This window comes from Caulobacter sp. BP25 (genome assembly GCF_002737755.1).
In the GTDB taxonomy this organism is placed as follows: domain Bacteria; phylum Pseudomonadota; class Alphaproteobacteria; order Caulobacterales; family Caulobacteraceae; genus Caulobacter.
The window spans coordinates 561,906-585,894 of sequence record NZ_PEGH01000018.1 but is presented as its reverse complement, the minus strand read 5'-3'; the positions used below and the strand labels follow the sequence as shown (position 1 = coordinate 585,894).

Genomic DNA, 23,989 nt, shown 5'->3' with positions numbered 1-23,989 from the left:
GCTGACCTCCACTTTGTCATCGTGACAATATGCAGTTTGACTCGCGATACAATAGAAATCATCACCGTGACATTCTGTGCTCACCAACCGAGACAAAGAGGCCGTGATGACGCCCGAACTGCTGCTCGCCTACGTTCTGTTCTGCTTCGCCACGGCGGGCACGCCGGGGCCGAACAACATGATGCTGCTGGCCTCGGGCGCGAACTTCGGCTTCCGCCGCACGGTGCTGCACATCCTGGGGATCAGCTGCGGCCTGGGCTTCATGGTGCTGTGCATGGGCTTTGGCCTGGGCGGGGTGTTCAAGGCCCTCCCCGTGCTGCACGAGATCCTGCGCTGGGTCGGGGCGGCCTATATGCTGTGGCTGGCCTGGAAGATCGGAACCTCGGACAGGGTCAGCGACCGCCAGGCCGCCAGTCAGCCCATGACCTTCCTGCAGGCCGCCGCGTTCCAGTGGGTCAATCCCAAGGCCTGGGCCATGGCCTTGGGCGCGGTCACGACCTATGCGCCCGAGGGCGGCTCGTGGACGATCATCCCGCTGCTGGCCGGGACCTTCATGCTGGTGGGCGCGCCCTGCAGCGCCGCCTGGGCGGGCTTTGGCAAAGGCCTGCGGCCGTTCCTGGACAGGCCGGCGGTCTTGCGGACCTTCAATGTCACCATGGCCGTGCTGCTGGTCGCCTCGCTGGTTCCGATGGCCTTCGAGCACGGCAAGCCGCCGGCGTTCCACACGCCCGATCTGGCCATCCAGGCCGCGCCGATCGTCGTCACGCCCTGGCGCGGGTGAGGCTCGCCGCCTCGCCCTTCGGGGCCCGTCTTCGCGGCTGACCCGCGCGGCAGGTTTGCAATTGCCCCGTTAAGCGCTATATGTGTCGCGTCAGTTATGCTCAGTTTCAGCATAACCCCGACGTCGGAGGCTTGGAAAAGGCCCCGGCGTTTTTTGAGGCCCTGGAAATGCTCACTTTGAGCATAACGGAGGATCAGATGGCCGATGGGTTCGCTCCCGCCCCCGATAACTTCAAGGGGGAGTTCACCGCCGCGATCGAGGCGGAGACCGCGCTGGTCTGGGACAAGGTCAAGCACCACGTCACGCCGCTGGAGTGGCGCACGCAGGCGCCGCTGATCGCCGAGATCAACCGGATCAAGCGCGAGAAGAACGCCGCCATCCTGGCCCACAACTACATGACGCCGGACATCTTCCACGGCGTGGGCGACTTCGTGGGCGACAGCCTGGCGCTGGCCAAGGAGGCCGCCAAGAGCGACGCGACGATCATCGTCCAGGCCGGCGTGCACTTCATGGCCGAGACCAGCAAGGTCCTGTCGCCGCAGAAGAAGATCCTGATCCCGGACCTTCAGGCCGGCTGCTCGCTGGCGTCCTCGATCACCGGCGCCGATGTGCGGCTGATCAAGCAGCGCTATCCGGGGATCCCGGTCGTCACATACGTCAACACCACCGCCGACGTGAAGGCCGAGACCGACATCTGCTGCACCAGCGCCAACGCCGTTCAGGTGGTCGAGTGGGCGGCCAAGGAATGGGGGACCGACAAGGTCATCCTGATCCCCGACGAGTTCCTGGCCCGCAACGTCGCCCGCCAGACCAACGTCAAGATCATCGCCTGGGCCGGCCATTGCGAAGTCCACAAGCGCTTCACCGCCCAGGACATCGCCGACATGCGCGCGGCCTGGCCGGGCGCGGAAGTGCTGGCCCACCCCGAGTGCCCGGCCGAGATCCTGGAGGCCGCGGACTTCGCCGGCTCCACCGCAGCGATGAACGACTATGTGGCCGCCAAGAAGCCGGCCCAGGTGGTGCTGATCACCGAGTGCTCGATGGCCAGCAACGTCCAGGCCGAAAGCCCGGCGACCCAGTTCATCGGCCCCTGCAACATGTGCCCGCACATGAAGCGGATCACCCTCCAGAACATCTACGACGCCCTGGTGCATGAGCAGTTCGAGGTGACGGTGGACGAAGACGTCCTCGACCGCGCCCGCCTGGCCGTGCAGCGGATGATCGACCTGCCGCCGCCGACCGTTCCGGCGCGTTACGACCTGGTGAAGGCCCGGCATCACGTGGATGTGGAGCTGATCTAGACAAAGGGTCCCCTTCCCCCCTCCTTCTCGAAAAAAGGGGCGGGGAAGGTGGCCGCGAAGCGGTCGGATGGGGGTGTCGGCTGTGAGTCCGAGCCTACACCCCCACCCCAACCCCTCCCCGCAAGGGGGAGGGGCTTTGGAGTAGACGATGATCGAACGCATCACCTTCGACGGCCCCGTCATCCTGGGCGCGGGCCTGGCCGGTCTCAGCGCGGCCCTCGCGGCCGGGAAGGCGCTGGTCCTGTCGCCAACGCCGCTGGCGACCGGCTGCTCCAGCGCCTGGGCGCAGGGCGGCATGGCCGCGGCCCTGTCGGATGAGGACTCGCCGGAGCTGCACGCGGCCGACACCATCGCGGCGGGCGCGGGCCTCTGCGATCCGAAGGCCGTCGCGCTGCTGACCCGCGAGGGCCCGCAAGCCGTCCGCGATCTGGCCGCCCTGGGCGCGCCGTTCGATCGCAAGGCCCCCAAAGACGGCGAAAGTGGCGCCTTCGTGCTGAGCCTGGAGGCCGCCCACGCCAAGGCCCGGGTCGCCCGGGTCGGCGGCGACGGGGCGGGCGCGGCAATCATGGCCGCCGTGATCGCCACGGTCCGCGCGACGCCCTCGATCGAGATCCGCGAGAACGCCCGCGCCCGCCGCCTGCTTCAGGACGCCACCGGCCGCGTGGTCGGGGTGCTGGCGCAGATCGACGGCGCCCTGGTCGAGATCCGCAGCCCGGCGGTGATCCTGGCCACCGGCGGCGTCGGCGGCCTCTATGCGGTCACCACCACGCCCGCCGAGGTGCGCGGCGAAGGCCTGGGCCTGGCCGCGCTCGCCGGCGCGACGATCGCCGATCCCGAGTTCGTGCAGTTCCATCCTACGGCCATCGACATCGGCAAGGACCCCGCGCCACTCGCCACCGAGGCCCTGCGCGGCGAGGGCGCGATCCTGCGCAACACCGATGGCAAGGCGTTCATGGCCGACTATCACCCGGCCAAGGAGCTGGCGCCGCGCGACGTGGTGGCTCGCGCCCTCCACGCCGAGCGCGCGGCCGGACGCGGCGCGTTCCTGGATGCGACCCAGGCCGTCGGCGCGCACTTCCCGCACGAGTTTCCGGCCGTGTTCGAGGCCTGCCAGAGCGCCGGGATCGACCCGCGCCGCGAGATGATCCCGGTCACGCCGGCCGTGCACTATCACATGGGCGGGGTCGCCACCGACCTTGATGGCCGCGCCAGCCTGCCAGGCCTGTACGCGGCCGGCGAATGCGCCTCGACCGGGGTGCAGGGCGCCAACCGCCTGGCCTCCAACAGCCTCTTGGAAGCGGCCGTGTTCGGCGCCCGCGCCGGCCGCGCGGCGGCGGCGGAAGCGGTTCATGGCGGCGAGCCGGCCAGCCTTGAACCCCTGCCCGACCTGCCCGAGGCGGCCCTGCAGATCCTGCGCAAGGCCATGAGCCGCGACGCCGGGGTGATCCGCGACGCCAGCGGCCTTGCCCGCCTGCTAGACCAGATCGAGGCCCTCGAGCCCGCCTACGGCCCCTGCCCCACGATCGTCGCCGCCCGCCTGATCGTCGAGGCGGCCCTGGCTCGCCAGGAAAGCCGGGGCGGCCACTACCGCACCGACTTCCCCGCGACCGCCCAGCCCGTCCGCACCTTCGTAACCCTTACGAGCGCGGACGCCGCCGTCCGCTACGCCGCCGAATGATGATCCAACCTCTCGACGACATCCTCGTCCGCCCGATCGTCGACCACGCCCTGGCCGAGGACCTGGGCCGCGCCGGCGACATCACCGGCCAGGCCTGCATTGATCCGGACGCGCGCCTGTCGGTGGTCTGGGCCAGCCGGCAGGATGGGAGGGTTTCGGGCCTTTCCTGCGCGCGCTTGTCGCTGGCCGCCCTGGACCCCGCCGCGACCTTCGAGGTGGTGACGCCCGACGGCGCCGACGCCGCGCCCGGCGCGATCCTGGCCCGCGCCGAGGGCAATGCGCGCGCCGTGCTGGCGGCCGAGCGCACGGGCCTGAACCTGCTGGGCCGCCTGTCGGGCATCGCCACCCTGACGCGCGCTTACGTCCGCCTGGTCGAGGGCACGGGCGCAACGATCGTCGACACCCGCAAGACCACGCCGGGCCTGCGGGCGCTGGAGAAATACGCCGTCCGCTGCGGCGGCGGGGTCAACCACCGCTTCGGTCTGGATGACGCCATCCTGATCAAGGACAATCACGTCGCCGCCTGCGGCGGGGTCGGCGAAGCCGTGAGGCGCGCCCGCGCTCACGCCGGCCACCTGGTCAAGGTCGAGGTCGAGGTCGACGGCCTGGATCAACTCGAAGAGGCCCTGAAGCACAGCCCCGACGTCGTCATGCTGGACAATTTCAGCCTCGACGACCTGAAGACCGCCGTCCGCCTCGCCAAGGGCCGCGCGGTGCTGGAGGCCTCGGGCGGGGTGAACCTGACCACCGTCCGCGCCATCGCCGAGACGGGCGTCGACGTGATCAGCGTCGGGGCGCTGACGCACTCGGCGCCGGTGCTGGATATCGGGCTGGACGCCAACTAGCGGCAATGCGCCCTCCCTCTCTCTTAGAGAGAGGGTTGGGGTGAGAGGTTACAGCGCCTGACGGAGTGCCGGCACGCCGGCGAGCGTTGAAACCTCTCACCCTCCCTCTCTCTTTGAGAGAGGGGCTTGGCGGGCGCGCTAGAAAATCTTCATCAACTCCCGCACCACCATCCCCGCCAGCACGCCGGTGGATAGCGCGAACAGCAGGAACCGCACGGCCACCAGGTTGACGCTGACCTGCACCAGGCTGTGCAGCACGCGCAGGCCGACATAGACCCAGGCCAGGTGCACGGCCATGCCGTCCCCGTGGCCCGCCACCTCGATCGCCAGGGCCGCCGCGTAGAAGATCGTCGGCTGCTCCATCAGGTGATTGTAGTTATCGGCCGCCTGGCGCGCGGCGTCCGGCAGCTTGTCCAGCGAGCCCGGAAACCGCGCGTCCTGCGGCTTGATCCCCGCCTTCTGCATGGCCGGTATGCGCTGGACGTACATCCAGGCCCAGATCACCAAAGACCAGGCCACCAGCGCCATCACTGGCGCGATCATCGAACTCTGCATGGGCTCCCTCCCCGGGATGTTGTTATGCGGGAGACAGAAGACCAGAGAACGACGTTATGGGGAATGGTGACGTTTGGGGAGGGGGGGGCGCTAAGATGCTCCCCCGCGATGCGGGGGAGCTGTCGCGGAGCGACTGAGGGGGCGAGCCGGACGGATGCCGCGTTAGCCCCCTCCGGCCCTATGGGCCACCTCCCCCGCGATGCGGGGGAGGAACTTTAAGCCCCCCGATCCCGGAACGGATCAGCCGGATACACGCCCAGGATCTCGAACTTCTCCGAGAAGAACTTCAGCTCGTCCAAGGCCAGGGCCAGGGAGCGGTCCTCGGGGCGGCCGTCGACCTCAGCGTAGAAGAAGGTGGCGGTGAAGTTGCCGCCCTCCATGTAGCTTTCCAGCTTGGTCATGTTGACGCCGTTGGTCGCGAAACCGCCCAGCGCCTTGTACAGCGCCGCCGGCAGGTTGCGGACGCGGAACACGAAGCTGGTCACGCAGCGGTGGGTGAATTCCGGCGCCGGCGGGTTCGCATCGGCCGTCATCACCAGGAAGCGGGTGGTGTTGTGGCGCTCGTCCTCGATGTCGCGGGCCAGGATGTCCAGGCCATAGATCTCGGCCGCCAGGGCGGGGGCGACGGCGCCGCGCGTCGGGTCAGGCTTGGCCGCCAGGTCCTTGGCCGCGCCGGCCGTATCACCGGCCGCTTCGGTGGCGACGCCCAGCTTTTTCAGGCTGTTGCGGCACTGGGACAGCGCGATCGGCATCGAGGCCACGGTCTTGATGTCGGCCAGCTTGACGCCCTTGTTGGCCATCAGCTGGAAGCGGATCGGCTTGAAGAGCTCGCCGATAATCTTCAGGCCCGAGGCCGGCAACAGGTGGTGGACGTCGGCGACCCGGCCGGCGATCGAGTTCTCGATCGGGATCATGCCCAGCGCGGCCGTCCCGGTCTTGATGGCCTCGAACGCCTCCTCGAAGGTCTTGCAGGGATAGGCCTCGTAGTCCGGGAAGTAGGTCCGGCACGCCTCGTGGCTGTTGGCGCCGAGTTCGCCCTGGAAGGCGATCTTCTTGAGGATGCTCATGGGTTACTTTCCGGCGGCCGCGCGGGCCGCCTCGAGGTCGGAAGGGTTGTCGACGGAGATCGGGGCGGTCTTGGCCACGGCGGCGCGGATCGTCAGGCCCAGCTCCATGGCGCGCAGCTGCTCCAGCTTTTCGCGCTTTTCCAGAGGCGAGGGCGAGGCGGCGTTGAACGCCTCTAGCGCCTCGCGGCGATAGCCATAGATGCCGATGTGGCGCCAGACGGGGGCGTCGCCGTAAAGGGTCGAGCGGGTGAAATAGAGCGCCCGGCCGCTTTGACCGTCGTCCTCCATCGTCAGCACGGCCTTGACGACGTCCGGGTTCGAACGGTCGGCGGGAGAGGCTTCGGGCGCGACGACAGTGGCGATGTCGGCGTCGCCAAACTCCTTAAGTATTCGCGCGCAGTCCGACAGCACGGCCGGATCAACGAACGGCATGTCGCCTTGCAGATTGATCACCACGTCGTGCTCGAAGCCTGGATCGAGCTGCGCCAGCGCCGCCAGGATCCGGTCCGAGCCGGACGGCAGGTCAGGATCGGTCAGAACCGCCATGCCGCCAGCCTTTTGAACCGCCTCGACGATTTCGGGATCGCCGGCCGCCACGGCCACGGGACCAATCGCCGCAGCACGGGCCTGGTTCAGCACCCGGACGATCATCGGAAGGCCTCCGATATCGGCCAGCGGCTTGCCCGGAAGACGGGTCGCCGCCATCCGCGCGGGGATCAGGACGATAGGGTTCATGGCGTCAAATCTTTGCGGACCGGTTGCGCGAGGGGCGGTAGCGTGTAAGAGACGCGAGCGCAACATGACGCGCGCAGGGTCTCGCTTGCGGGGTCTTCACGCGTCGGGGAATCCGAGCCCGCCATCCGACGGGCTGGCAAGGGGCTGACAAGGCTGAGATGAGCGACCTGACGTTCAACAAGATCGCTGGCGGCGTGCTGCTGACCGGCCTCGTTATTTTTGGTCTGCGGGAAGCGTCCGGCATCGTCTTCAAGAAGACGGAAGTCGAGAAGGCCGGCTACGAGATCGCGGTCCAGGAAGAAAGCGCCGGGGGCGCCGCCGCCGTCGCGGACGTCCCGCCGGACTGGAACGCCGTGCTGACGCCGGCCAACGTGGCCGCCGGCCAGGCCGTCGCGGCCAAGTGCGCCGCCTGCCACAAGTTCGACGCCTCGAACGCCAATGGCACCGGCCCTGGCCTGTGGGACGTGGTCGGCCGCAAGCCGGCCGCGCATGCGGGCTTCAACTATTCGGGCGCCATGAAGGACTTCGGGGGCAAGACCCCGGTCTGGGACTACGACCACCTGTATGAATTCCTGAAGGCGCCGGGCAAGTACGTCTCGGGCACGAACATGACGTTCGTCGGCTTGAAGAAGCCGGAAGACCGGGTCGCCATCATCGCCTACATGCACAGCCTGGGCAGCACCCTGCCGGTCCCGCCGCCGCGTCCGGCCGCCGCCGCCGCTCCGGCGGAAGGCGCCGCGCCCGCCGAGGGCGCTGCTCCGGCCGAAGGCGCCGCTCCGGCTCCGGCCGCAGGCGCTGCTCCGGCCGCCGCTGCTCCGGCCGCGCCCAAGGCCTGATCGTTTCGCGACCATCCGGTTGCTCGGTCACTGAATCTGAAGGGGCCGCGAAGTTTTCTTCGCGGCCCTTTTCCTATGGCGAAGCTAGGGATTACGGACCGCTCGTTCGTTGAAAGTCCCGCCCCATGAAGCTTCGCGCCCTGGCCGCCGCCGGCCTGACCGCCGCCCTCCTGACCGCTCCGGCCGCCGCGCTCGCCGCCACCAAGGCTCCGACCGTGGCCCTGAAGTCGATCGACGGCCTGCCCACGCCCCTGCCCTATCCCTATGACGAGAAGGCCGACGCCGAAGCCGATCTCGCCGCCGCGATCAAGAAGGCCAAGGCGCACAAGAAGCTCGTCCTGATCGACCTGGGCGGCAACTGGTGCGGCGACTGCCGGGTGTTCGCCGGCGTCATCGAGCAGCCCGACGTCAAGCGCTGGGTCGACAAGCACTACGAGGTCGTGGCCATCGACGTGGGCCGCTACACCAAGAACATGCAGATCCCGGCCCGCTACGGCGTCGACAAACTAAAGGGCGTGCCCAGCTTCCTGGTCGTCGACACCAAGGGCAAGCTGGTCAATGACGGCGCCTTCTTCGCCCTGACCGACGCCCGCCACATGACACCGCAGTCGATCGTCGACTGGCTGGCGCAGTGGCCGGCGAAATAGGCGGCTAGGACGGATCGACATTCAGCACTGCGCTGAAAGCGATAACGCGCCTTCCTGGGCCCTGTGCCCAGGAAGGCGGGGCTTGTTCTCTGCTTTGAATGGCGATCCGTCTAGAGCCCCTTCCGCGCCATCCAGTCCGCCGCCAAGTCCGGCCAGGCGGCCTGGGTTCCGTCGCGTTCGCGCAGGCTAAAGCCGTGCGGCGCGGTTCCGAACACGTGGGCGTCGAGATCCAGCCCCGCGTCGCGGGCGGTCTTGATCAGGTTCAGGGCGTGCTCGACCGGTACGGCCTGATCCATCAGGGCGTAGGCCAGGAACACGGGACAGCGCGGGATACCGTGCGGCTCTCCCGAAATCCCGATCGGCCAGGCGTCGTAGAAGGCCTGCTTCTGCGGCGGCGGATAGTCGGGCTTGCCGGCCGGGGCCTTGTAGGCGCGGTGATTGGCGTTGATCGGCGCGTAGGCGATCAGCACGCCCGCCAGGTCCGCGCCCGGCTGGCAGGCCAGGACGCCGGCCAGGTGGCCGCCGGACGACAGGCCCAGCACGAAGCGAGGCAGGTCCCTCGGAATGACGTCCAGCGCCGCCAGCCCGTCCGTCAGGGCGATATCGAAGGGCCAGACGCCGTTCGCGCCCTCTCCCGCAGCACCCGGCAGGCGGTGGGCCAGCACATAGGCGTCGTAGCCCAGGCTGTTCAGCCAGGCGGCGATCTCGCTCCCCTCGCTGTCGATCATCAGCCGCAGATAGCCGCCGCCGGGACAGACCAGCACCCGCCCCTTGGGGGATGCGACGCGATAGGCGTGCAACTCGCCGCGCGAGACGGTCTCGATCACGCGGTTGGGCGCCGGGCCCTCCAAGGCATTGGCGGGGCCGGGGCTAAGCGCGAGAACTTCAGGTTGGCTCATGCGACGCGTCTATAACCCAGCGGCGCGCCGACGCCAGAGGCTTCGATCCGCGCGATCGCCTCGGCCAGCGGTTCGATCGCCACGGCCATGTGGTGGGCGTTGGCGTGCAGGATGGTGTCGGGGTCCAGCAGGATCGCCACATGCCCCTTCCAGAAGACGAGATCGCCGCGCTGGCGCTCGGCCTGCGCGATCTCCGGGAAAAAGCCGCGCTGCAGGTCGGTGTCGCGCGGGCAGGCTCGGCCACAGGCATAGAGCGCCTGCTGGATCAGGCCCGAGCAGTCCAGGCCTAGGCTCTCGCGGCCGCCCCACTGGTAGGGCGCGCCCAGGAACCGCTGGGCGATCGCGACATAGTCGGTCTCGAACTGGCCGATCGGGGCCAGGTGATGCTCGACGAACCAGCCCGTGCGTGCGCCCTTCACGAAGCGGCCCTCGCGCGCCTCGATCGTGACCAGGGTGTTCAGGCTATAGAGGCCGACAATGGCCGACTTGATGTCCGGCTCGGCGAAGGCGTAGGTCCGTAACGCCGAAACGCGATGCTCAGGCGTTCGGACCGGCGCCGACAGGGCCTCGATCGGCACATAGCCGACATAGCGGTCGCGGCGGGCCTGGCCGAAGGCGAACTCGCCGGTCTCGAACAGCACGTCGAACGTCTCGCCAAACAGCACCTGGTCTTCCTGCTCGGCGTCGGGCTGCGGCGCCACGCGCAGACTGGCCAGCGGCGCGCTGACCTGCATCGGCGTCACGTCGACGAAGCGCTCGGCGGCGACCAGGCCCTCAAGCCGGCGATCGGCGAGGCCGTCGCGAACGAGGGTCAGACGGCGATCGGGCGCGCTCATCGGGCGAACCGCGCGCGCAGCATGGCGAAGACGGCGCGGATCGCCTGGACCTCGGCCCCGACCGGACAGCCCGGCCGGCCCTTGGGGTTCCAGGCGAAGACGTCGAAGTGCGCCCAGGGGCCGATATCCTCTCCGGAGGGGGCGAAGCGCTGCAGGAACAGAGCCGCCGTCGTCGCGCCCGCCTGGGCCCAGCCGTCGGGATCGTTCTTCAGGTCGGCGATGTCGCTGTCCAGCGCGTCGCGATACGCCTCCGTCAACGGCAGGCGCCACAGCGGGTCGGCCACCGCCTTGGACGCCGCCTCGATCTGGCCGGCCAGCTTGTCGTCGCTGGTCCAGAACGGGATCACGAACGGGCCCATGGCGATCCGCGCCGCGCCGGTCAGGGTGGCGAAATCCAGGGTCAGGGCGGGCTTGAGCTCGGCGGCGCGGGTCAGGGCGTCGGCCAGGATCAGGCGACCCTCGGCGTCGGTGTTGCCGACCTCGACGGTGAGGCCCGCGCGCGTCTGGAGTACGTCGCCCGGCCGCATGGCGTCGCCGGCGATGGCGTTCTCGACCACCGGGGTCAGGATGACGAGGCGCACCGGCAGGCCGGCCTCCATCACCATCCGGCCCAGCGCCAGGGCGTGGGCGGCACCGCCCATGTCCTTCTTCATCAGCCGCATCCCGGCCGAGGGCTTGATGTCGAGGCCGCCGGTGTCGAACACCACGCCCTTGCCGACCAGCGCCAGCACGGGGTGAGCGGGATCGCCCCAGGTCACCTCGATCATGCGCGGCGCGCGCGAGGGGACGGCCGCGCGGCCCACGGCGTGAACGGCGGGATAGTTCTCTTTCAGCAAGTCATCGCCGCGCACCACCGACAGGGTCGCGCCGTACTTCTGGGCGATCTCGCCGGCGATCGTCTCGATCTGCAGCGGGCCCATGTCGTTGGCCGGAGTATTGACCATGTCGCGGGCCAGGGCGCAGGCGTGGGCCATGGCGGTGACGGCGGCGGCGTCGACACCCTTGGGCGCGACCAGCCTGGCGATCGGCTCGCCGTGCTTCTTGTAGCGGTCGAAGCGATAGGTCCCGAGCGCGAAGGCCAGCGCCGCCTGCTCGGCGTCGATCCCCTTGGGCAGCTTGGCGAGCGCGTAGTCGCCGGCGGGCAGCTTGCCGGCCAGGGTCCGAAACAGCGACGGATCGACACGGCCGGCCCCCAGACCGAGCAGCACCTGCTCGACCGCGCCGCTGGCGCCGGGCACGGCCAGCACCTGCCCAAGCTTGCCGGTGAACCTGTTGGCGGCCGCGAAGGTCCGCACCGGACCGCGTTTGCGGGCCAGGAACGCCTCGACCTCGCCCTCGGCCAACGGATGGACCGGGATGGCGCCGGTCTCACCCTGGCTGAGGATCGGATGCGTGGCGTCGGACATCGGCGGGCCTCTTCGAAATTATGCTTAACGCTTCCTTTAAGGGCCTGGCCGATCATGGCAGGGCTCTTTTCGGAGACTCGTCTTCCCATGTGTCGCAAGCGCGCGCGCCTCGCAACCGTTCTCGCCCCCGCCGTCCTGGCGCTGGCGAGCCTTTGCGCAAGCGGCGGCGCCCTGGCGGCTGATGCCCAGCAGCGCGCGGAGGCCGGGCGGCTGGACCCGCTGGCGCGCGCGGCCTTCTGGGGCGCCGAGTTCCAGGCGAACGCCACCGACGCCGAGGCCGGCATGGGCCTGGCCCAGGCGCTGCGCGGCCTTGGCCGCAACGACGACGCCGCCGAGGTCGCCGCCAAGGCGCTCATAGCCCATCCTGACGATCAGGCCCTGCTGCTGGAGCTGGCCCGCGCCCACATCGCGCGCGGCCAGGGCTTCTACGCCATCGAACCGGCCCGCAAGGCCGCGAGCCTGGCGCCCAGGGACTGGCGGCCCCTGACCCTGCTGGCCGTGGCCTATGAGCAGGCCCAACGCGGCGAAGAGGCCGAGGCGGCCCATCGCCAGGCCCTGGCCCTGGCGCCGAACGTGGCTACGCCGCTGACCAACTACGCCATGCACCTGGCCGCCAAGGGCGATCTGGCCGGCGCAGAGGCCCAGCTGCGCCGCGCGGTCGCCCTGCCCTCGGCGGGGATTCAAGCGCGGCAGAACCTGGCTCTGGTGATCGGCCTGCAAGGCCGTCTGCCGGAAGCCGAGAAACTGGCCCGCGCCGACCTGCCGCCCGAGCAGGTCGCCAACAACCTGGCCTATCTCCGCGCCGCGCTCGGACAGAGCGGCCGAACGTGGGATGCGCTGAAGGCCGGCGGGGGGCGCTGACCGCCCTCACCGCCCGGCGAAGACGTCCTGCACCTTGATGATCGCCGGGCCCAGGATGACGATGAACAGCACCGGCAGGAAGAACAGGATCATCGGCACGGTCAGCTTGGCCGGCAGGGCCGTGGCCTTCTTCTCGGCGGCCGACAGGCGCAGCTCCCGGTTCTCCTTGGCCATCACCCGTAGCGCCGCGCCCAGCGGCGTGCCGTAGCGCTCGGCCTGGATCATGGCCGTGGCCACCGACTTGACGCCCGGATGGTTGGTGCGGCGGGCCAGGTTCTCATAGGCCTGACGGCGTTCGGGCAGGTAGGACAGCTCGGCGGTCAGCAGGCTCAGCTCCTCGGCCAGCTCCATCGACTGGGCCCCGATCTCTGAGCCGACCTTCTGGATCGCCGCCTCGACCGACATGCCGCTTTCGACGCAGATCAGCAGCAGGTCCAGCGCGTCGGGAAAGGCCGCCACGATCGACTCGCGGCGCTTCTGGGCGATGTTGGTGATGTAGACGTTGGGCGCGTAGTAGCCGAACGCCAGGGCCGCCACGCAGGCGCACAGCTTCTGGACCGGCAGCAGGCCAAAGTCGTTCACGGCGTAGAGATAGGCCGCCACCACCGCGGCGAACACGAACGGCGCCACGAAGCGGAAGAAGTAGAAGGTCGTCACCGGCCGAGGGCCCCGGAAGCCGGCCTGGGCCAGCTTGTCGACGACCTTGGGATCCTCCAGCAGACGCGACAGCTGCAGCCGCTCGACGACCTTCTTGTAAAGCCCCTCGTCCTGGTGGCGCAGCGTGCCGGCGATCCCCGCCCCATGCCGCTGGGCCAGGGCCTCGCGCGAGCGGCGGCGCAGCTCTTCGCGGCGATCGGCCACCGACTTCAGCCGCCCCTCCAGCCCGTTGTCGCGCATCAGCGGCGAGGCCAGGGTGATGATGGTGGCGAACACCACGACCGCGATGAACGCGGTCAAGAGGTTCGAGGGATCGGTCAGGGTCTCGGCGAGCGTCATGCGACGGGGCCCCTATTCCTCGACCCGATTTCCCCAGCGAATGCCGGGGTCCAGATCGAACGCGGAGGAGTCTGAGGCTTAAGCGCAGCGCAAGGGCGCGAACACCCAAAACGCTCCGGATGAATCTGGGCCCCGGCATTCGCCGGGGAGGTCGGGGGAAAGGGACGGATGCTCATGAGTCCCCCTCAGAACTTGAAGTTGATCATCTTGCGCATCACCAAGACGCCGATGCTCATCCAGATCGCCGCCGCCAGCAGCATCAGGTGGCCGCGCGGGTCGGTGAACAGCGGCTTCATATAGGCCGGCGAGGTGACGGTGATCAGAACCACGATACCGGGCGGCAAAGCGCCTAGGATCGCGGTCGAGGCGACCGCTTCGGCCGACAGCGCCTTGATCTTCTCCTTCATCATCTTGCGGGCGCGCAGGACGGTCGAGAGGTTGCCCAGCGCCTCGGCCAGGTTGCCGCCGGTCTTCTGCTGGATGGCCAGGACGATGGCGAAGAAGCGCAGCTCGTTGGTCGGCATGCGCTCGTGCATCTTGTCCAGCGCCGCGTCCAGCGGCACGCCCATGGCCATGTTCTCGGTCAGCATGCGAAACTCACCGGCCAGGGGCTCGGGGCTCTCCTGGCCGATAATGCGCAGGCAGTCGTGCAGCGGCAGGCCCGACTTGATGCCGCGCACGATGATGTCGATAGCGTCGGAGAAGGCCTCGGTGAACTTGCGGATGCGGTTCTGGGACAGGGCGGCCAGCACCCAGCGCGGCAGGCCAAGCCCCGCCGCGAAGCCCGCGCCCAGGGCGATCCAGATGCTCTGGCCCAAGACCAGGACGAGCAGGACGACGCCGAGGGCGAGCGCCAGGCTGACGATCCAGAACAGCTGGACATGGGCGCCCAGACCCGCCGCCTGCATCCGCGCGGCGATGCTCAAGGTGGCCTTCTTCTGCTTGCGCTCCTGCTCCTTCAGCGCCTTCAGGATCGTCTGGCGGCGCAGCTCGTTCGGGTTGGCCGCCGGTTTGCCCTTGGCGGCCTGGCGGTCGGCCCCGCCCGCGCCGATCACTTGAGCGCGCTTGGCGCCCTTGGACGCCTGGCTGTCATCGCCCACGAACGCAAAGCCCAGGCCCGCGATGGTGATGAAGCCCAGGACCCCGGCGAGGATGAACAGCATCGCCGCCTACTCCGCCGCGTCGAGGGCTTCGGCCAGCTCGCGCTCAAGGCCGTAATAGCGGGCGCGGTCCCAGAACTTGGGGCGGGCGATGCCGGTCGAGCGGTGACGGCCCAGGACGTGGCCGTGCTCGTCCTCGCCGGTGATGTCGTAGACGAACAGGTCCTGGGTCACGACCACGTCGCCCTCCAGCCCCACGACCTCGGTGATGTGGGTGATGCGGCGGCTGCCATCGCGCAGGCGGGCGGCCTGGATGATCACATCGACCGAGCCGACGATCATCTCCTTGATGGTCTTGGACGGCAGGCCATAGCCGCCCATGGTGATCATGCTCTCGACGCGGCTGAGCGCCTCGCGCGGGCTGTTGGCGTGCAGGGTGCCCATCGAGCCGTCGTGGCCGGTGTTCATCGCCTGCAAGAGATCAAAGGCCTCGGGCCCACGCACTTCGCCGACGATGATCCGCTCGGGCCGCATGCGCAGGCAGTTTCGGACCAGATCGCGCATCGTCACCGACCCCTGCCCTTCCAGGTTCGGCGGCCGGGTCTCCAGGCGCACCACGTGCGGCTGCTGCAGTTGCAGCTCGGCGGCGTCCTCGCAGGTCACAACCCGCTCGGTGGGGTCGATGAAGGCGGTCATGGTGTTGAGCAAGGTGGTCTTGCCCGAGCCGGTGCCGCCCGAGATGATTACATTGCAGCGGCAAGCGCCGATCACGCCCAGCACCCGCGCGCCTTCGGGGCTGATGGAGGCGTACTCCACCAGGTTCTTCATCGTCAGCTTGTCGCGTCGGAACTTGCGGATGGTCAGGGTCGGACCATCCAGCGCCAGCGGCGGGGCGATGACATTGACGCGGCTGCCGTCGGGCAGGCGGGCGTCGCAGATCGGGCTGCTCTCGTCGACGCGCCGGCCGACCTGACTGACGATCCGCTGGCAGATGTTCATCAGCTGCTGGTTGTCGCGGAAGCGGACATTGGTCAGCTGAACCTTGCCGCCGACCTCGATGAACACCCGGTGCGCGCCATTGACCATGATGTCGGCGATGTCGTCGCGGGCCAGCAGGGGCTCCAGCGGACCATAGCCGAGGACGTCGTTGGTAATGTCCTGGACCAGGGCCTCCTGCTCGGACACCGACATCGAGACGTTCTTGATCGCCACCAGTTCGGCGACGATGTCGCGGATCTCTTCCGCCGCCTGGCGCTGGTCCAGCTGGGCCAGCTGCGACAGGTCGATGGTGTTGAGCAGGGCGTTGAAGATCGTCGTCTTGGTGAGGTGGTAGTAGTCGCTCTGTTCACGGACGATTGGCGCAGCCGGCGGCGCGGCCTGGTTGGCCAGGGCGCGCGGCGGCGGGCCGGTCACCTTGGGTGGCGGCGCGATCGGCTCGGCGGCGGGCGTCTCGATCCGCCGAGGCCGCGTGGCGATCGGCGCGCCCTCCGCCGAAGCGGGGGGCGGCGCCTTCTGTTCGGCGGACGGGGCGCGCTTGCCGAACATCTCAGCCCTTCTTGAACAGCGCCGACAGCAGCGAGCCCTTCGCGGCCATCGGCGGCTCGCGGCGGCTGATCAGCCGGGCCAGCTGCTCGATCCCTTCGGCGGCCTTGGAGCGCGGCGCGATCTCGGCCAGCATCTGGCCGTTATTGGCCGCCAGGCCGTAGGGCTTGGGATCGAACGGCAGCACCAGCGAGGGCGCCAGGCCCAGGGCCTCGCCGAAATCCTTGACAGGGATTTCCGGCCGACCAGGGACGCCGACCTGATTGAGCACCAGGCGCGGCGGCGCGTCGTTGGGGCGGGCGGCGCGCACCAGGTCGATCATGTTCTTGGCGTTGCGCAGGGAGGCCAGATCCGGCGTGGCCACCACGACCAGCTCGTCCGAGCCCAGCAGTACGCGACGGGTCCAGGCGCTCCAGACGTGCGGCAGGTCCAGCACGACATAGGGCGCGGCGGCGCGGATGCGGTGGGTGACCTCGTCGAAGGCGTCGGCGCCGATCTCGTAGTCGTCGTCCAGGGTCGCGGGGGCGGCGAACAGCGACAGGCGATCGCCGCAGCGGACCATCATCCGGTCCATCAGCACGGGATCGAGGCGGTCGGGCTGGCTGAGGGCGTCGAACACCCCCTGCACCGGGTCCTGGTTAAAGTCGAGGCCGGCGGTGCCGAAGGCCAAGTCCAGGTCCGCCAGCACGGTCGCCGTCTGCAGCCGCTCGGCCATCGTCCAGGCGAAGTTGTGGGCCAGGGTCGAGGCCCCCACCCCGCCCTTGGCCCCGACGAACGCCACCTGGCGGCCCACGAAGGGCGCAGACGGATCGGCGTAGAGCTCGGCGATCGCGCGGATCACCGACAGGGCCGACAGCGGCGGGGTCAGGTACTCGCTGACGCCGCGCCGCATCAGCTCGCGATAGAGCGTGATGTCGTTGGCCTGGCCGATCACCACGACCTTGGTCCCCGCGTCGCAGACCTGGGCCAGGGCGTCCAGGCGGTCCAGCAGCCGCTGGGCGTCGTCCAGGCATTCGACCAACACCAGCGAGGGCGTCGGGTGGTCCTGGTAGGCGTCGACGGCCGCGGCCAGGCCGCCCATCCGGACGACCGTGGTCGCCCGCGCCATGCGCCGGTCCTTGGCCGCGTGCTCCAGCAGGGCGGCGGTCTCGGTTCGAGCGCAGAAGGCGTGGATGGTCACGCGCGGGACCACCGCCCCGCCCAAGCCACTGTCGGTGATCGGCGGCGGCGCGCTAGCCGCGCTGGACGGTCCGCGCGACGCCAGCGGGTCCTCGAACCCGCCCAGCGTCGGCTCCAGCGCCGGCGGCGCCGAGGCGCGCCAGGGATCGGCCGGACCCGTGGTGAAGCTCTCGGCCTCCTCGAGGCCCAGATTGAAAGGATCGTTGTCGGCCGGCGCCATCAGGGGATCGCCCTGGAAATCGAGCCGCTGGCCTGGTCGTCGCGCGCCGAGCTGGTGATCTGGCCGCGCCGGTACTTGCCCAGCACGGTGTCGCGCCGGCCGGCGTCGGCGGGCGCCGTGTCGCGCGGCCGGACAAGGTCCTCGGGGTTCGCGACCTGGGCGGCCATGTTGGCGGCGATGGCGCAGCCGAAGTTCTCATAAGCCCGGTTGTCGCGGGTCGCGGTCAGGCTCTCCCAGGCCTGGCCGCACTTGGGCGTCTCGACCTGATAGCGGACGAAGCCGACGCGCAGGACCGGATCGCGCGGCGCGGCCGGATCGGCGGCCACGATGCGCACGTGGGCGGCGGGCGCGCCCAGGAAGATCAAGCGCTCGCGCACCTGGACGGCCATGGCGCCCGCGTCGCTGGGCGCGGTCACCGTCAGCTCGCGGCCTTCGGCCTCCAGCCAGCGGCCGACCAGGGCCTGCAGCGCCGCCCGCTGATTGTCCGAAAGGCCGCTGGCGTGAACCGCCAGCAGGATTTCGTCAGGGGCCGGGGCCACCTTGACCCGCTCGGCCCAGGTCTGGGTGGCGGTCGCGGCCAGGGGGCGCTGGACCGGGGCGGTCTGGGTCGCACAGGCGGCCAGGCTGGCCAGGGCCGCAAGCCAGAGGCAGCCTTTCAGGACGGTCTTGACGGGAGCGTGCGTCATGGCGGCGTCCTACTCGATCACATAGCCCACGGGGCCCTGGTAGGCGCGCCCCGCATTGGCGCCCGGCGGCGCCTTGACGACCTGGTTCAACCGTCCCAGCAGAACCGTGCTCATGTCACCCGCCAGGTCCAGCCCGTCGGCCGGCGTCTGCAGGTCGCGCGGCCTGGCCGGATCGACGATGTAGGGCGTGACGATGATCACCAGCTCGGTCTCGCCATTGAGAAAATCGCGCGAGCGGAACAACGAGCCCAGGATCGGCATGTTGGTCATGCCCGGCAGGGAGTCGATCGCCTGCTTGGTGGTCTGCTGCAGCAGGCCCGCGATCATCAGCGACCCGCCGGACGGCAGCTCGACGGTCGTCTCGGCGCGGCGGACCGACAGCCCCGGCACCGTCAGCGCCGACGACGCCGAACCATTGCTGAGCGTGAAGGCGCCCAGGCTGGACAGCTCCGACACCTCGGTCGACAGTTTCAGCGAGATGCGGCCGCCCGACATCACCACCGGCGTGTAGCCCAGGCCCACGCCGTAGGGCTTGAACTCGATCGAGACCCGGCCCGTGTCGTCGCTGCCGGTGGGCACCGGGAACTCGCCGCCGACCAGGAAGTGGCCAGCCTCGCCCGAGACGGCGGTCAGGTTGGGCTCAGCCAGGGTGCGCACCAGGCCCACGCGCTCGAAGGCCGAAAGACAGGCGCCCAGGCTGTTGCCCGTCGTGGCCGACCACGCGGCCGAGGCCGCGCTGCTGATCGCATTGCTGACCGCGCTGGACGTCCCGTTGGCGGAGTCGCCGCTCGACGTGTTGGTCGTGGTCTGGCTGGAAGCGTTGCTGCTGTTGCTGAAGTTTCTCGTGCGGAGATTGTCGCGGCCGTAGCAGGCCCCGCCGCCGCCCAGCAGCGCGCCATTGACGCCGAAGGTGTTCTCGCGCCCCACCGTGTAGGACTTGAAGCCGTCGTTCAGCAGATTGTCGGTCGAGACGCCCAGTTGCTTGATGACGTTGCGCTGCACCTCGACGATGCGGACCTGCAGCATCACCTGGTCCTTGCCAGCGATAGCCAGCATGTTCAGCACCTTGTCCGCGCCGCCGACATACTGGGCGGCGATGCGGGCGGCCGCGTCGGACTGGGCGGGCGTGCGGACCAAGCCGCTCAGGACCACGCTGTCGCGGATCGGCCGGACCTCGATCTTCGCCTCGGGCAAGACGCGGTTCAGGGTGTCGGCCAGCTGGTCGACCGGCTGGGCGACCTTGATCGACAGCGACAGGATCCGGCGGCCAGCGTCGTCGAAAAAGGCCGCGTCAGTGACGCCCTCGGCCAGGCCCACGATATAGACCCGGCGACGGTCGCGTAGCACGGCGTCGGCGACGGTCGGGCTGGTGACCAGCAGGTCGCGAACATCCGACGGCAGCTCGACGATCGCCGACTTGCCCTTGGCCAACTCCAGGGTGGCGGCGGTCTGGTCGGCGGTCAGGACCACACGGGCGACCTGGCCGCTCGCCAAGGTCGACGTCATGGCCGACGCCGGCGACCGCGGCGTGGCGCGAGGGACAGATGGATAGACGTGCGAGCCGCGCACGGGACCGTCGGCCAGGACCGGCGTGGCCGTACTCAGGCCCAGCAGGGCGGCCAGATGGACGGTCAGCAGGCGGCGGCTCACGGACGCACCGCCATGACCGTGGTCTGACCGCCGCGATTGATCCGGACGGCGGCCGCCTCGGTCGGCGGCGCGGCGACGCCGCCCGAGGGCGCGCCCATGTCGGTATAGGCGCGCAAAGCCAGGGTGACCGGCCCGCCGGCCTTGGCGCTGGCCAGGGCCTCGGCCTCGGCCGCGCCGACCTCCAGCGTGGCGGTGGCGGCGACCATCGTCTTGGCGTCCTTATCGGCGGCGGTCTTTTGGTCGAGCGCCAGGACGCGGACATTGCGCAGCACGGTCTCGCCGACGATCACCCGGCCGCCGCCGGCGCTGGGCATGGGGGCGTCCCGGGTCGAAAGCACGTCGACGCGGTCGCCGGGCAGGATGAAGCCGCCGGCGGTGGTGTCGGCCGAGACCGGCACGGCGACGGCCCGCTTGCCCGGCGTGAGCACGACCGACAGATAGCCGCCCTCGCCGCCCCGCACGATCTTGCGCGTGGTGATGGGCTCGCCAGCCAGGATAGGGTCGCGGACAATGGCGCCCTCAAGGGCCATAGCCGGATCGCCGCCGACCATCTGGCCGGTGACGGCGGCCTTGGCCAGGGCGACCGCGCCTTCGGTCTTGCCCTCGCCGGGGGGCGGGGCCGCGCCGTTGGTGATGAAGGCGGCGTTGACGGAGTCGGAGGGCCAGGCCAGCCAGTCGATATCGGCCTGAGTCAGGCGAGCGCCAACGGCCAGGTCATGCTTGGCCACCAGCACCTGGGTCATCGGCTTGGTCGGCGCGGCGGCCGGCGCGGCGGCGGCGGCGAGTGGCTTGTCCGCCTTAACGCCCAGCGCGCGCTGCAGCACCACGGCCATGCCGATGGCGCAGACGGCGGCGACCAGAACGATCAGGAGGCGGACGGGGCTCATGCGCGGGCGGAACTCGTGCGGTCACTCTGGAAAACCGGGGCCGCCTCCGGGCGAGCACGCGCGATTCAACACCGGCCTTTCTGGCCGAAGCGCATGGTCGTCCGCTTATGGTTAACGAGGACTGAAATTCCGGTTAACGCCGCGCGCCGTCACCTGCGGCGGGCGGTCACGCCCTCAACCCAGAACACCTTGAACCAAAAGCGCTTCGGGGAACGCGATCAGGGCGCCGGCGGCGATGGCCACGCCGTAGGGCAGCGCCCCGCCCTGCTGGCCCAGCCGGCGCACCCAGGCGGGCCCTCCAGCCACGATCGGCGCGACCCAGCCCGACCGCAGGGCCAGGATGGCGAAGGTCAGCGCCCCGCCCGCCAGGGCGGTGTACAGCAGGAACGGCAGCACCGCCGGCCAGCCCATCCACAGCGCGCAGGCGGCCAAGAGCTTACCGTCGCCGCCGCCGATCCATCCGGCCGCGAACATGCCCATGCCCAGAACCAGCGCGCCAAAGCCTGCGGCCAGGCACAGACCGACCCCGCCCAGAGGCGCCCCGCTGACCAGGGCGGCCGGAACGAAGGCGGCCACGAGGGCCAGCGAGACCCAGTTGGGGATCGTATAGCTGGTGAGGTCCTTCAGGGCCCCGACAATGGCCAGGGCTGGAAAGACCAGCAGCAGCAAGATCTGGAGAGACTGCATCGCGTCGCGCGCCTGTTGAGGACGGGCGCATCCTGCGTCGCGACCCGTGAAGCAATGGTTTCCCCAAAGACAAAGGGGCCGCGACGCCCCCGCGTCGCGGCCCCTCGCTGCCAGGGAGCAAGAAGTGAAGTTATTCGCCGACGCCGACGCCCACGCCGGTGACCCGCGCCGAAGGGCTGAACACGACGCCCAGGCCGGTGACGCAGACGGTGGTGATCACCGCGATCACGGCGACGAAAAGGCCGTACTGGATGCCCGCGACGCCGGACTCGTCCTTGGCGAAAGCCTTGATTAGTTGGGTCACAGCGCGGTTTCCAAAGGGTGATCCGATGAAACTCAACCTACCTGCGGCGCCGTGAATTTCACGTTATTCGCCGAGGTTAATTCCGTATTACCGAGTAACGCTCTGTTCGAACCTCATGGGCCGAAAAGAAAAAAGGCCGGGAAGCCCCGGCCTTTCTCTAAGCGATGCTTTGACGCCGGCGTTTAGCTGGCGGCGGCCGCCGGGGTCTTTTCGATCGCTTCGCCGGCCTTGCCGAAAGACGTGCTGAGCTTGGTGCCAAGCGTCGTGACGGCGGTCACGATCACAACGGCGATCAGGGCGACGATCAGGCCGTATTCGATGGCCGTAGCGCCGGATTCATCCTTCAGGAAGCGCGTGACAAACTTGGTCATGACTTGGTCTCCAAAACCAGGGCTTGTGATTTGAGGCTTCCAAGTCAGCTCGACTTGCCCACCCCTCAAGAACACGACCAAATTCCCGCCCCGCACTTAATTGGTAGTAAATTAGAAATGGTTTATTTCATATTTAGATAAGTTTATTCAAATTCATGATTATCAAGACTTAACCATGACACTTGAATCTGCCACAACTCACTGAAAGTTCGAAACTTTCCACACTGGCAGCAGGACCGCTCGGCGCCGCCCTTAGGCCTTTATTGACCAATCAGCCCGATCCTGAACGGCGTCGGCATCAGCCCAAGGCCATCCATGCGCCGCTTTTCGTTCATCTTCGCCGCACTTCTGGTCGCCGGAAACGTCGAGGCCGCCGCCCAGTCGCGGCCGATCGCCTTGCCTCTGGCGGCGGGTCAGGCGATCTCCCTTTCCCTGGACAGCGCCATACGCGACGTGGTGATCGGCGATCCCGAGGTCGCTGACGTCAGCCTCGTCAACGAGCGGACCCTGGTGGTGCTGGGCAAGCGTTCGGGCGTCACCAGCCTGCTGATCTACGGCCCCGGCGGCCGCCCACTGACCGACCGCCAGGTCGTGGTCTCCGAAGGCGGCGTCGGCTCCGTCACAGTCTATCGCGGCGCAGCCACCAGCACCTATGCCTGCGGCCTCCAGTGTACGCGGCTCCCCTCGGCCGCGAGCGCCTCGCGCCCCTGACCGCCGGAAAACGCCTGACTTTTCTAACCAGTGATTAGGACCGATCCCCCTAGGCTCGTGGTCCGTTCACGAGGCGCACCGCCCGCATGGCCCATCGCTCCCTTCTCACGCGCGCCCGGCGCAGGCTGGCCAGACTCCGCCCGGCGCGGACCGCCGCCCGCTTCGCGCGGGCCGAGCAGGGCGCGACAACCGTCGAGTTCGCGCTCGTGTCGATCCCGTTCCTGATGCTGGTCATGGCGATGATCGAACTGGGGCTGGTATTCCTGGTCTCGCTGACCCTTGAGAACGCCATCATCGACGTCGGCCGCACGATCCGCACCGGCGAGGTCCAGGGCGCCAAGACCACGGCCAGCGACTTCAAGACGGCGGTGTGCGGCAGGATGGACTGGCTGGGCGACCGTTGCGCCGGCGCCCTGTCGCTGGACGTACGCACCTATGCCGACTTCGCCGGCGTCGGCGCGTCGGCCGCCGACGCAGCCCCGCCCGAGACGCCCGCCTGGGACCCGGGCAAGGCCGGTTCGATCGTGCTGATCCGGGCCTATTACACCTGGCCGCTGGTCACGCCCCTGATGGACACCGGGGTGCGCAGCGTCGACGGCAAGCGGATCATCTACGCCGCGACCGCCTTCATGAACGAGCCCTACGAGCAATGAGCGCCCGCCCGCCCTTCCAGCGGCGCTTCTGGCGCGACCGGCGCGGCGTGTCGGCGGTGGAGTTCGCCCTGATCGCGCCCGTCCTGATCTTGCTCTACTGCGGTATGGCCGAGATGACCCAGGCGATGATGGCCCAGCGCCGGCTGTCGAACATCACCTCCTCGATCGGCGACCTGACGGCCCAGGCCTCTCAGACCGGCCCGGCCAGAATGACCGACATCTTCAATATCGGCGCGATCATCATGGCCCCGTTTCCGACGGCGAGCCTGAAGATGTGCGTCGCCAGCGTGGTTTCGGACGCGAGCGGCAAGGATACGGTGGCCTGGTCCCAGGCCTCGGTGGGGGACATGACCAACTGCCCGACCCAGGGCGCGGTCCTGACCGACGTGCCCGACGCCGTGCTGCCCGCCAACAAGAGCGTGATCCTGGCCCGCGCCGCCTATGTCTACAGCTCGCCGATCCAGCTGGTCCTGCCAAGGCCGCTGACCTTCAACCGCACGCTCTACCTGCGCCCGCGCCGGGTGGACGCGGTGCTGTGGTCGGTCGCCAGCTAACC

The 23,989-nt window shown here is 69.2% G+C and carries 26 protein-coding genes; 10 read left to right on the top strand and 16 right to left on the bottom strand.

Annotated elements, in window-relative coordinates:
* Positions 1-106: 106 nt before the first annotated feature.
* The 4 genes from CSW59_RS16700 to nadC all read left to right on the top strand — a co-directional run bounded on the left by CSW59_RS16700 (position 107) and on the right by nadC (position 4,605).
* On the top strand, positions 107-781 hold the full coding sequence (locus CSW59_RS16700) for a LysE family translocator (protein ID WP_099445091.1): 675 nt from the start codon (positions 107-109) through the stop codon (positions 779-781).
* A 197-nt stretch (positions 782-978) separates the two neighbouring features.
* Complete coding sequence (gene nadA, locus CSW59_RS16695) at positions 979-2,082, top strand: quinolinate synthase NadA (protein WP_201722828.1); 1,104 nt, start codon at positions 979-981, stop codon at positions 2,080-2,082.
* 148 nt (positions 2,083-2,230) lie between these two features.
* Positions 2,231-3,760, top strand: coding sequence for an L-aspartate oxidase (locus tag CSW59_RS16690; protein ID WP_099445090.1), 1,530 nt, complete (start codon positions 2,231-2,233; stop codon positions 3,758-3,760).
* The gene (nadC, locus tag CSW59_RS16685; RefSeq protein WP_099445089.1) at positions 3,757-4,605 is read left to right on the top strand and encodes a carboxylating nicotinate-nucleotide diphosphorylase; all 849 of its coding nucleotides are present in this window, start codon (positions 3,757-3,759) and stop codon (positions 4,603-4,605) included. Before CSW59_RS16690 ends, nadC begins: the two co-directional genes overlap by 4 nt.
* A 138-nt stretch (positions 4,606-4,743) precedes the next feature.
* On the opposite strand, the gene CSW59_RS16680 is transcribed toward nadC, so the two are convergent.
* From CSW59_RS16680 to CSW59_RS16665, 3 genes are all read right to left on the bottom strand, one after another.
* Entirely contained in the window at positions 4,744-5,160 is a 417-nt protein-coding gene (locus CSW59_RS16680; RefSeq protein ID WP_099445088.1) for an MAPEG family protein, read from the bottom strand.
* Between the two features lie 215 nt (positions 5,161-5,375).
* Positions 5,376-6,227, bottom strand: coding sequence for a prephenate dehydratase (locus tag CSW59_RS16670; protein ID WP_099445087.1), 852 nt, complete (start codon positions 6,225-6,227; stop codon positions 5,376-5,378).
* A 3-nt stretch (positions 6,228-6,230) separates the two neighbouring features.
* Positions 6,231-6,962 carry a 3-deoxy-manno-octulosonate cytidylyltransferase gene (locus CSW59_RS16665; protein ID WP_099445086.1) on the bottom strand — a complete coding sequence of 244 codons (732 nt, stop codon included), beginning with the start codon at positions 6,960-6,962 and terminating at the stop codon, positions 6,231-6,233.
* A gap of 158 nt (positions 6,963-7,120) precedes the next feature.
* Here CSW59_RS16665 and CSW59_RS16660 point away from each other — a divergent pair, with 158 nt between their 5' ends.
* Entirely contained in the window at positions 7,121-7,798 is a 678-nt protein-coding gene (locus tag CSW59_RS16660; protein WP_099445085.1) for a cytochrome c family protein, read from the top strand.
* A 125-nt stretch (positions 7,799-7,923) separates the two neighbouring features.
* Entirely contained in the window at positions 7,924-8,445 is a 522-nt protein-coding gene (locus tag CSW59_RS16655; protein ID WP_099445084.1) for a co-chaperone YbbN, read from the top strand.
* Positions 8,446-8,555: 110 nt separating this feature from the next.
* Here CSW59_RS16655 and CSW59_RS16650 read toward each other — a convergent pair whose 3' ends face one another.
* From CSW59_RS16650 to CSW59_RS16640, 3 genes are read right to left on the bottom strand one after another with little or no spacing between them, the layout of a single operon-like run.
* Positions 8,556-9,344 carry an alpha/beta hydrolase gene (locus CSW59_RS16650; RefSeq protein ID WP_099445083.1) on the bottom strand — a complete coding sequence of 263 codons (789 nt, stop codon included), beginning with the start codon at positions 9,342-9,344 and terminating at the stop codon, positions 8,556-8,558.
* Positions 9,341-10,180 (bottom strand): NlpC/P60 family protein, encoded by an 840-nt coding sequence (locus CSW59_RS16645; protein WP_099445082.1) that lies wholly within the window; start codon positions 10,178-10,180, stop codon positions 9,341-9,343. The genes CSW59_RS16650 and CSW59_RS16645 overlap by 4 nt, the downstream gene beginning before the upstream one ends.
* Positions 10,177-11,586, bottom strand: a complete 1,410-nt coding sequence (locus tag CSW59_RS16640) for a M17 family metallopeptidase (protein WP_099445081.1) — start codon at positions 11,584-11,586, stop codon at positions 10,177-10,179. Before CSW59_RS16640 ends, CSW59_RS16645 begins: the two co-directional genes overlap by 4 nt.
* Positions 11,587-11,673: 87 nt before the next feature.
* Between CSW59_RS16640 and CSW59_RS16635 the strand changes: the two genes are divergently transcribed.
* A complete protein-coding gene (locus CSW59_RS16635; protein WP_099445080.1) occupies positions 11,674-12,447 on the top strand; it encodes a tetratricopeptide repeat protein in 774 nt (257 codons plus the stop codon).
* Positions 12,448-12,453: 6 nt separating this feature from the next.
* Here the strand turns inward: CSW59_RS16635 and CSW59_RS16630 are convergent, their stop codons facing one another.
* From CSW59_RS16630 to CSW59_RS16580, 10 genes are all read right to left on the bottom strand, one after another.
* Positions 12,454-13,443, bottom strand: coding sequence for a type II secretion system F family protein (locus CSW59_RS16630; RefSeq protein WP_099445079.1), 990 nt, complete (start codon positions 13,441-13,443; stop codon positions 12,454-12,456).
* Positions 13,444-13,628: 185 nt separating this feature from the next.
* Positions 13,629-14,606: a type II secretion system F family protein gene (locus tag CSW59_RS16620; RefSeq protein ID WP_099445078.1), complete on the bottom strand. Its 978-nt coding sequence runs from the start codon at positions 14,604-14,606 to the stop codon at positions 13,629-13,631.
* Positions 14,607-14,612: 6 nt separating this feature from the next.
* Positions 14,613-16,088: a CpaF family protein gene (locus CSW59_RS16615; RefSeq protein WP_099445077.1), complete on the bottom strand. Its 1,476-nt coding sequence runs from the start codon at positions 16,086-16,088 to the stop codon at positions 14,613-14,615.
* A 1-nt stretch (position 16,089) separates the two neighbouring features.
* Positions 16,090-17,484, bottom strand: coding sequence for a CpaE family protein (locus CSW59_RS16610; protein WP_099445076.1), 1,395 nt, complete (start codon positions 17,482-17,484; stop codon positions 16,090-16,092).
* Positions 17,484-18,170 carry a CpaD family pilus assembly lipoprotein gene (locus CSW59_RS16605; RefSeq protein WP_099445075.1) on the bottom strand — a complete coding sequence of 229 codons (687 nt, stop codon included), beginning with the start codon at positions 18,168-18,170 and terminating at the stop codon, positions 17,484-17,486. Before CSW59_RS16605 ends, CSW59_RS16610 begins: the two co-directional genes overlap by 1 nt.
* 9 nt (positions 18,171-18,179) lie before the next feature.
* The gene (locus CSW59_RS16600; protein ID WP_099445074.1) at positions 18,180-19,820 is read right to left on the bottom strand and encodes a type II and III secretion system protein family protein; all 1,641 of its coding nucleotides are present in this window, start codon (positions 19,818-19,820) and stop codon (positions 18,180-18,182) included.
* Positions 19,817-20,707, bottom strand: a complete 891-nt coding sequence (gene cpaB / locus CSW59_RS16595) for a Flp pilus assembly protein CpaB (protein WP_099445073.1) — start codon at positions 20,705-20,707, stop codon at positions 19,817-19,819. The genes CSW59_RS16600 and cpaB overlap by 4 nt, the downstream gene beginning before the upstream one ends.
* Before the next feature lie 174 nt (positions 20,708-20,881).
* Positions 20,882-21,394 carry a prepilin peptidase gene (locus CSW59_RS16590; RefSeq protein ID WP_099445072.1) on the bottom strand — a complete coding sequence of 171 codons (513 nt, stop codon included), beginning with the start codon at positions 21,392-21,394 and terminating at the stop codon, positions 20,882-20,884.
* A 130-nt stretch (positions 21,395-21,524) separates the two neighbouring features.
* On the bottom strand, positions 21,525-21,698 hold the full coding sequence (locus CSW59_RS16585) for a Flp family type IVb pilin (RefSeq protein WP_099445071.1): 174 nt from the start codon (positions 21,696-21,698) through the stop codon (positions 21,525-21,527).
* A gap of 182 nt (positions 21,699-21,880) precedes the next feature.
* A complete protein-coding gene (locus CSW59_RS16580) occupies positions 21,881-22,069 on the bottom strand; it encodes a Flp family type IVb pilin (RefSeq protein WP_099445070.1) in 189 nt (62 codons plus the stop codon).
* A 315-nt stretch (positions 22,070-22,384) separates the two neighbouring features.
* Here CSW59_RS16580 and CSW59_RS16575 point away from each other — a divergent pair, with 315 nt between their 5' ends.
* From CSW59_RS16575 to CSW59_RS16565, 3 genes are all read left to right on the top strand, one after another.
* Positions 22,385-22,780: a pilus assembly protein N-terminal domain-containing protein gene (locus CSW59_RS16575; RefSeq protein WP_099445069.1), complete on the top strand. Its 396-nt coding sequence runs from the start codon at positions 22,385-22,387 to the stop codon at positions 22,778-22,780.
* Between the two features lie 86 nt (positions 22,781-22,866).
* Positions 22,867-23,433, top strand: coding sequence for a TadE/TadG family type IV pilus assembly protein (locus tag CSW59_RS16570; protein WP_099445068.1), 567 nt, complete (start codon positions 22,867-22,869; stop codon positions 23,431-23,433).
* On the top strand, positions 23,430-23,987 hold the full coding sequence (locus CSW59_RS16565; RefSeq protein WP_099445067.1) for a TadE/TadG family type IV pilus assembly protein: 558 nt from the start codon (positions 23,430-23,432) through the stop codon (positions 23,985-23,987). The genes CSW59_RS16570 and CSW59_RS16565 overlap by 4 nt, the downstream gene beginning before the upstream one ends.
* The last annotated feature ends 2 nt before the right edge of the window (positions 23,988-23,989 follow it).

Coding starts and splice junctions, on each gene's coding strand:
- CSW59_RS16700 (WP_099445091.1), top strand. CDS start 107: ATGACGCCCGAACTGCTGCTCGCCTACGTTCTGTTCTGCTTCGCCACG.
- nadA (WP_201722828.1), top strand. CDS start 979: ATGGCCGATGGGTTCGCTCCCGCCCCCGATAACTTCAAGGGGGAGTTC.
- CSW59_RS16690 (WP_099445090.1), top strand. CDS start 2,231: ATGATCGAACGCATCACCTTCGACGGCCCCGTCATCCTGGGCGCGGGC.
- nadC (WP_099445089.1), top strand. CDS start 3,757: ATGATGATCCAACCTCTCGACGACATCCTCGTCCGCCCGATCGTCGAC.
- CSW59_RS16680 (WP_099445088.1), bottom strand. CDS start 5,160: ATGCAGAGTTCGATGATCGCGCCAGTGATGGCGCTGGTGGCCTGGTCT.
- CSW59_RS16670 (WP_099445087.1), bottom strand. CDS start 6,227: ATGAGCATCCTCAAGAAGATCGCCTTCCAGGGCGAACTCGGCGCCAAC.
- CSW59_RS16665 (WP_099445086.1), bottom strand. CDS start 6,962: ATGAACCCTATCGTCCTGATCCCCGCGCGGATGGCGGCGACCCGTCTT.
- CSW59_RS16660 (WP_099445085.1), top strand. CDS start 7,121: ATGAGCGACCTGACGTTCAACAAGATCGCTGGCGGCGTGCTGCTGACC.
- CSW59_RS16655 (WP_099445084.1), top strand. CDS start 7,924: ATGAAGCTTCGCGCCCTGGCCGCCGCCGGCCTGACCGCCGCCCTCCTG.
- CSW59_RS16650 (WP_099445083.1), bottom strand. CDS start 9,344: ATGAGCCAACCTGAAGTTCTCGCGCTTAGCCCCGGCCCCGCCAATGCC.
- CSW59_RS16645 (WP_099445082.1), bottom strand. CDS start 10,180: ATGAGCGCGCCCGATCGCCGTCTGACCCTCGTTCGCGACGGCCTCGCC.
- CSW59_RS16640 (WP_099445081.1), bottom strand. CDS start 11,586: ATGTCCGACGCCACGCATCCGATCCTCAGCCAGGGTGAGACCGGCGCC.
- CSW59_RS16635 (WP_099445080.1), top strand. CDS start 11,674: ATGTGTCGCAAGCGCGCGCGCCTCGCAACCGTTCTCGCCCCCGCCGTC.
- CSW59_RS16630 (WP_099445079.1), bottom strand. CDS start 13,443: ATGACGCTCGCCGAGACCCTGACCGATCCCTCGAACCTCTTGACCGCG.
- CSW59_RS16620 (WP_099445078.1), bottom strand. CDS start 14,606: ATGCTGTTCATCCTCGCCGGGGTCCTGGGCTTCATCACCATCGCGGGC.
- CSW59_RS16615 (WP_099445077.1), bottom strand. CDS start 16,088: ATGTTCGGCAAGCGCGCCCCGTCCGCCGAACAGAAGGCGCCGCCCCCC.
- CSW59_RS16610 (WP_099445076.1), bottom strand. CDS start 17,484: ATGGCGCCGGCCGACAACGATCCTTTCAATCTGGGCCTCGAGGAGGCC.
- CSW59_RS16605 (WP_099445075.1), bottom strand. CDS start 18,170: ATGACGCACGCTCCCGTCAAGACCGTCCTGAAAGGCTGCCTCTGGCTT.
- cpaB (WP_099445073.1), bottom strand. CDS start 20,707: ATGAGCCCCGTCCGCCTCCTGATCGTTCTGGTCGCCGCCGTCTGCGCC.
- CSW59_RS16590 (WP_099445072.1), bottom strand. CDS start 21,394: ATGCAGTCTCTCCAGATCTTGCTGCTGCTGGTCTTTCCAGCCCTGGCC.
- CSW59_RS16580 (WP_099445070.1), bottom strand. CDS start 22,069: ATGACCAAGTTTGTCACGCGCTTCCTGAAGGATGAATCCGGCGCTACG.
- CSW59_RS16575 (WP_099445069.1), top strand. CDS start 22,385: ATGCGCCGCTTTTCGTTCATCTTCGCCGCACTTCTGGTCGCCGGAAAC.
- CSW59_RS16570 (WP_099445068.1), top strand. CDS start 22,867: ATGGCCCATCGCTCCCTTCTCACGCGCGCCCGGCGCAGGCTGGCCAGA.
- CSW59_RS16565 (WP_099445067.1), top strand. CDS start 23,430: ATGAGCGCCCGCCCGCCCTTCCAGCGGCGCTTCTGGCGCGACCGGCGC.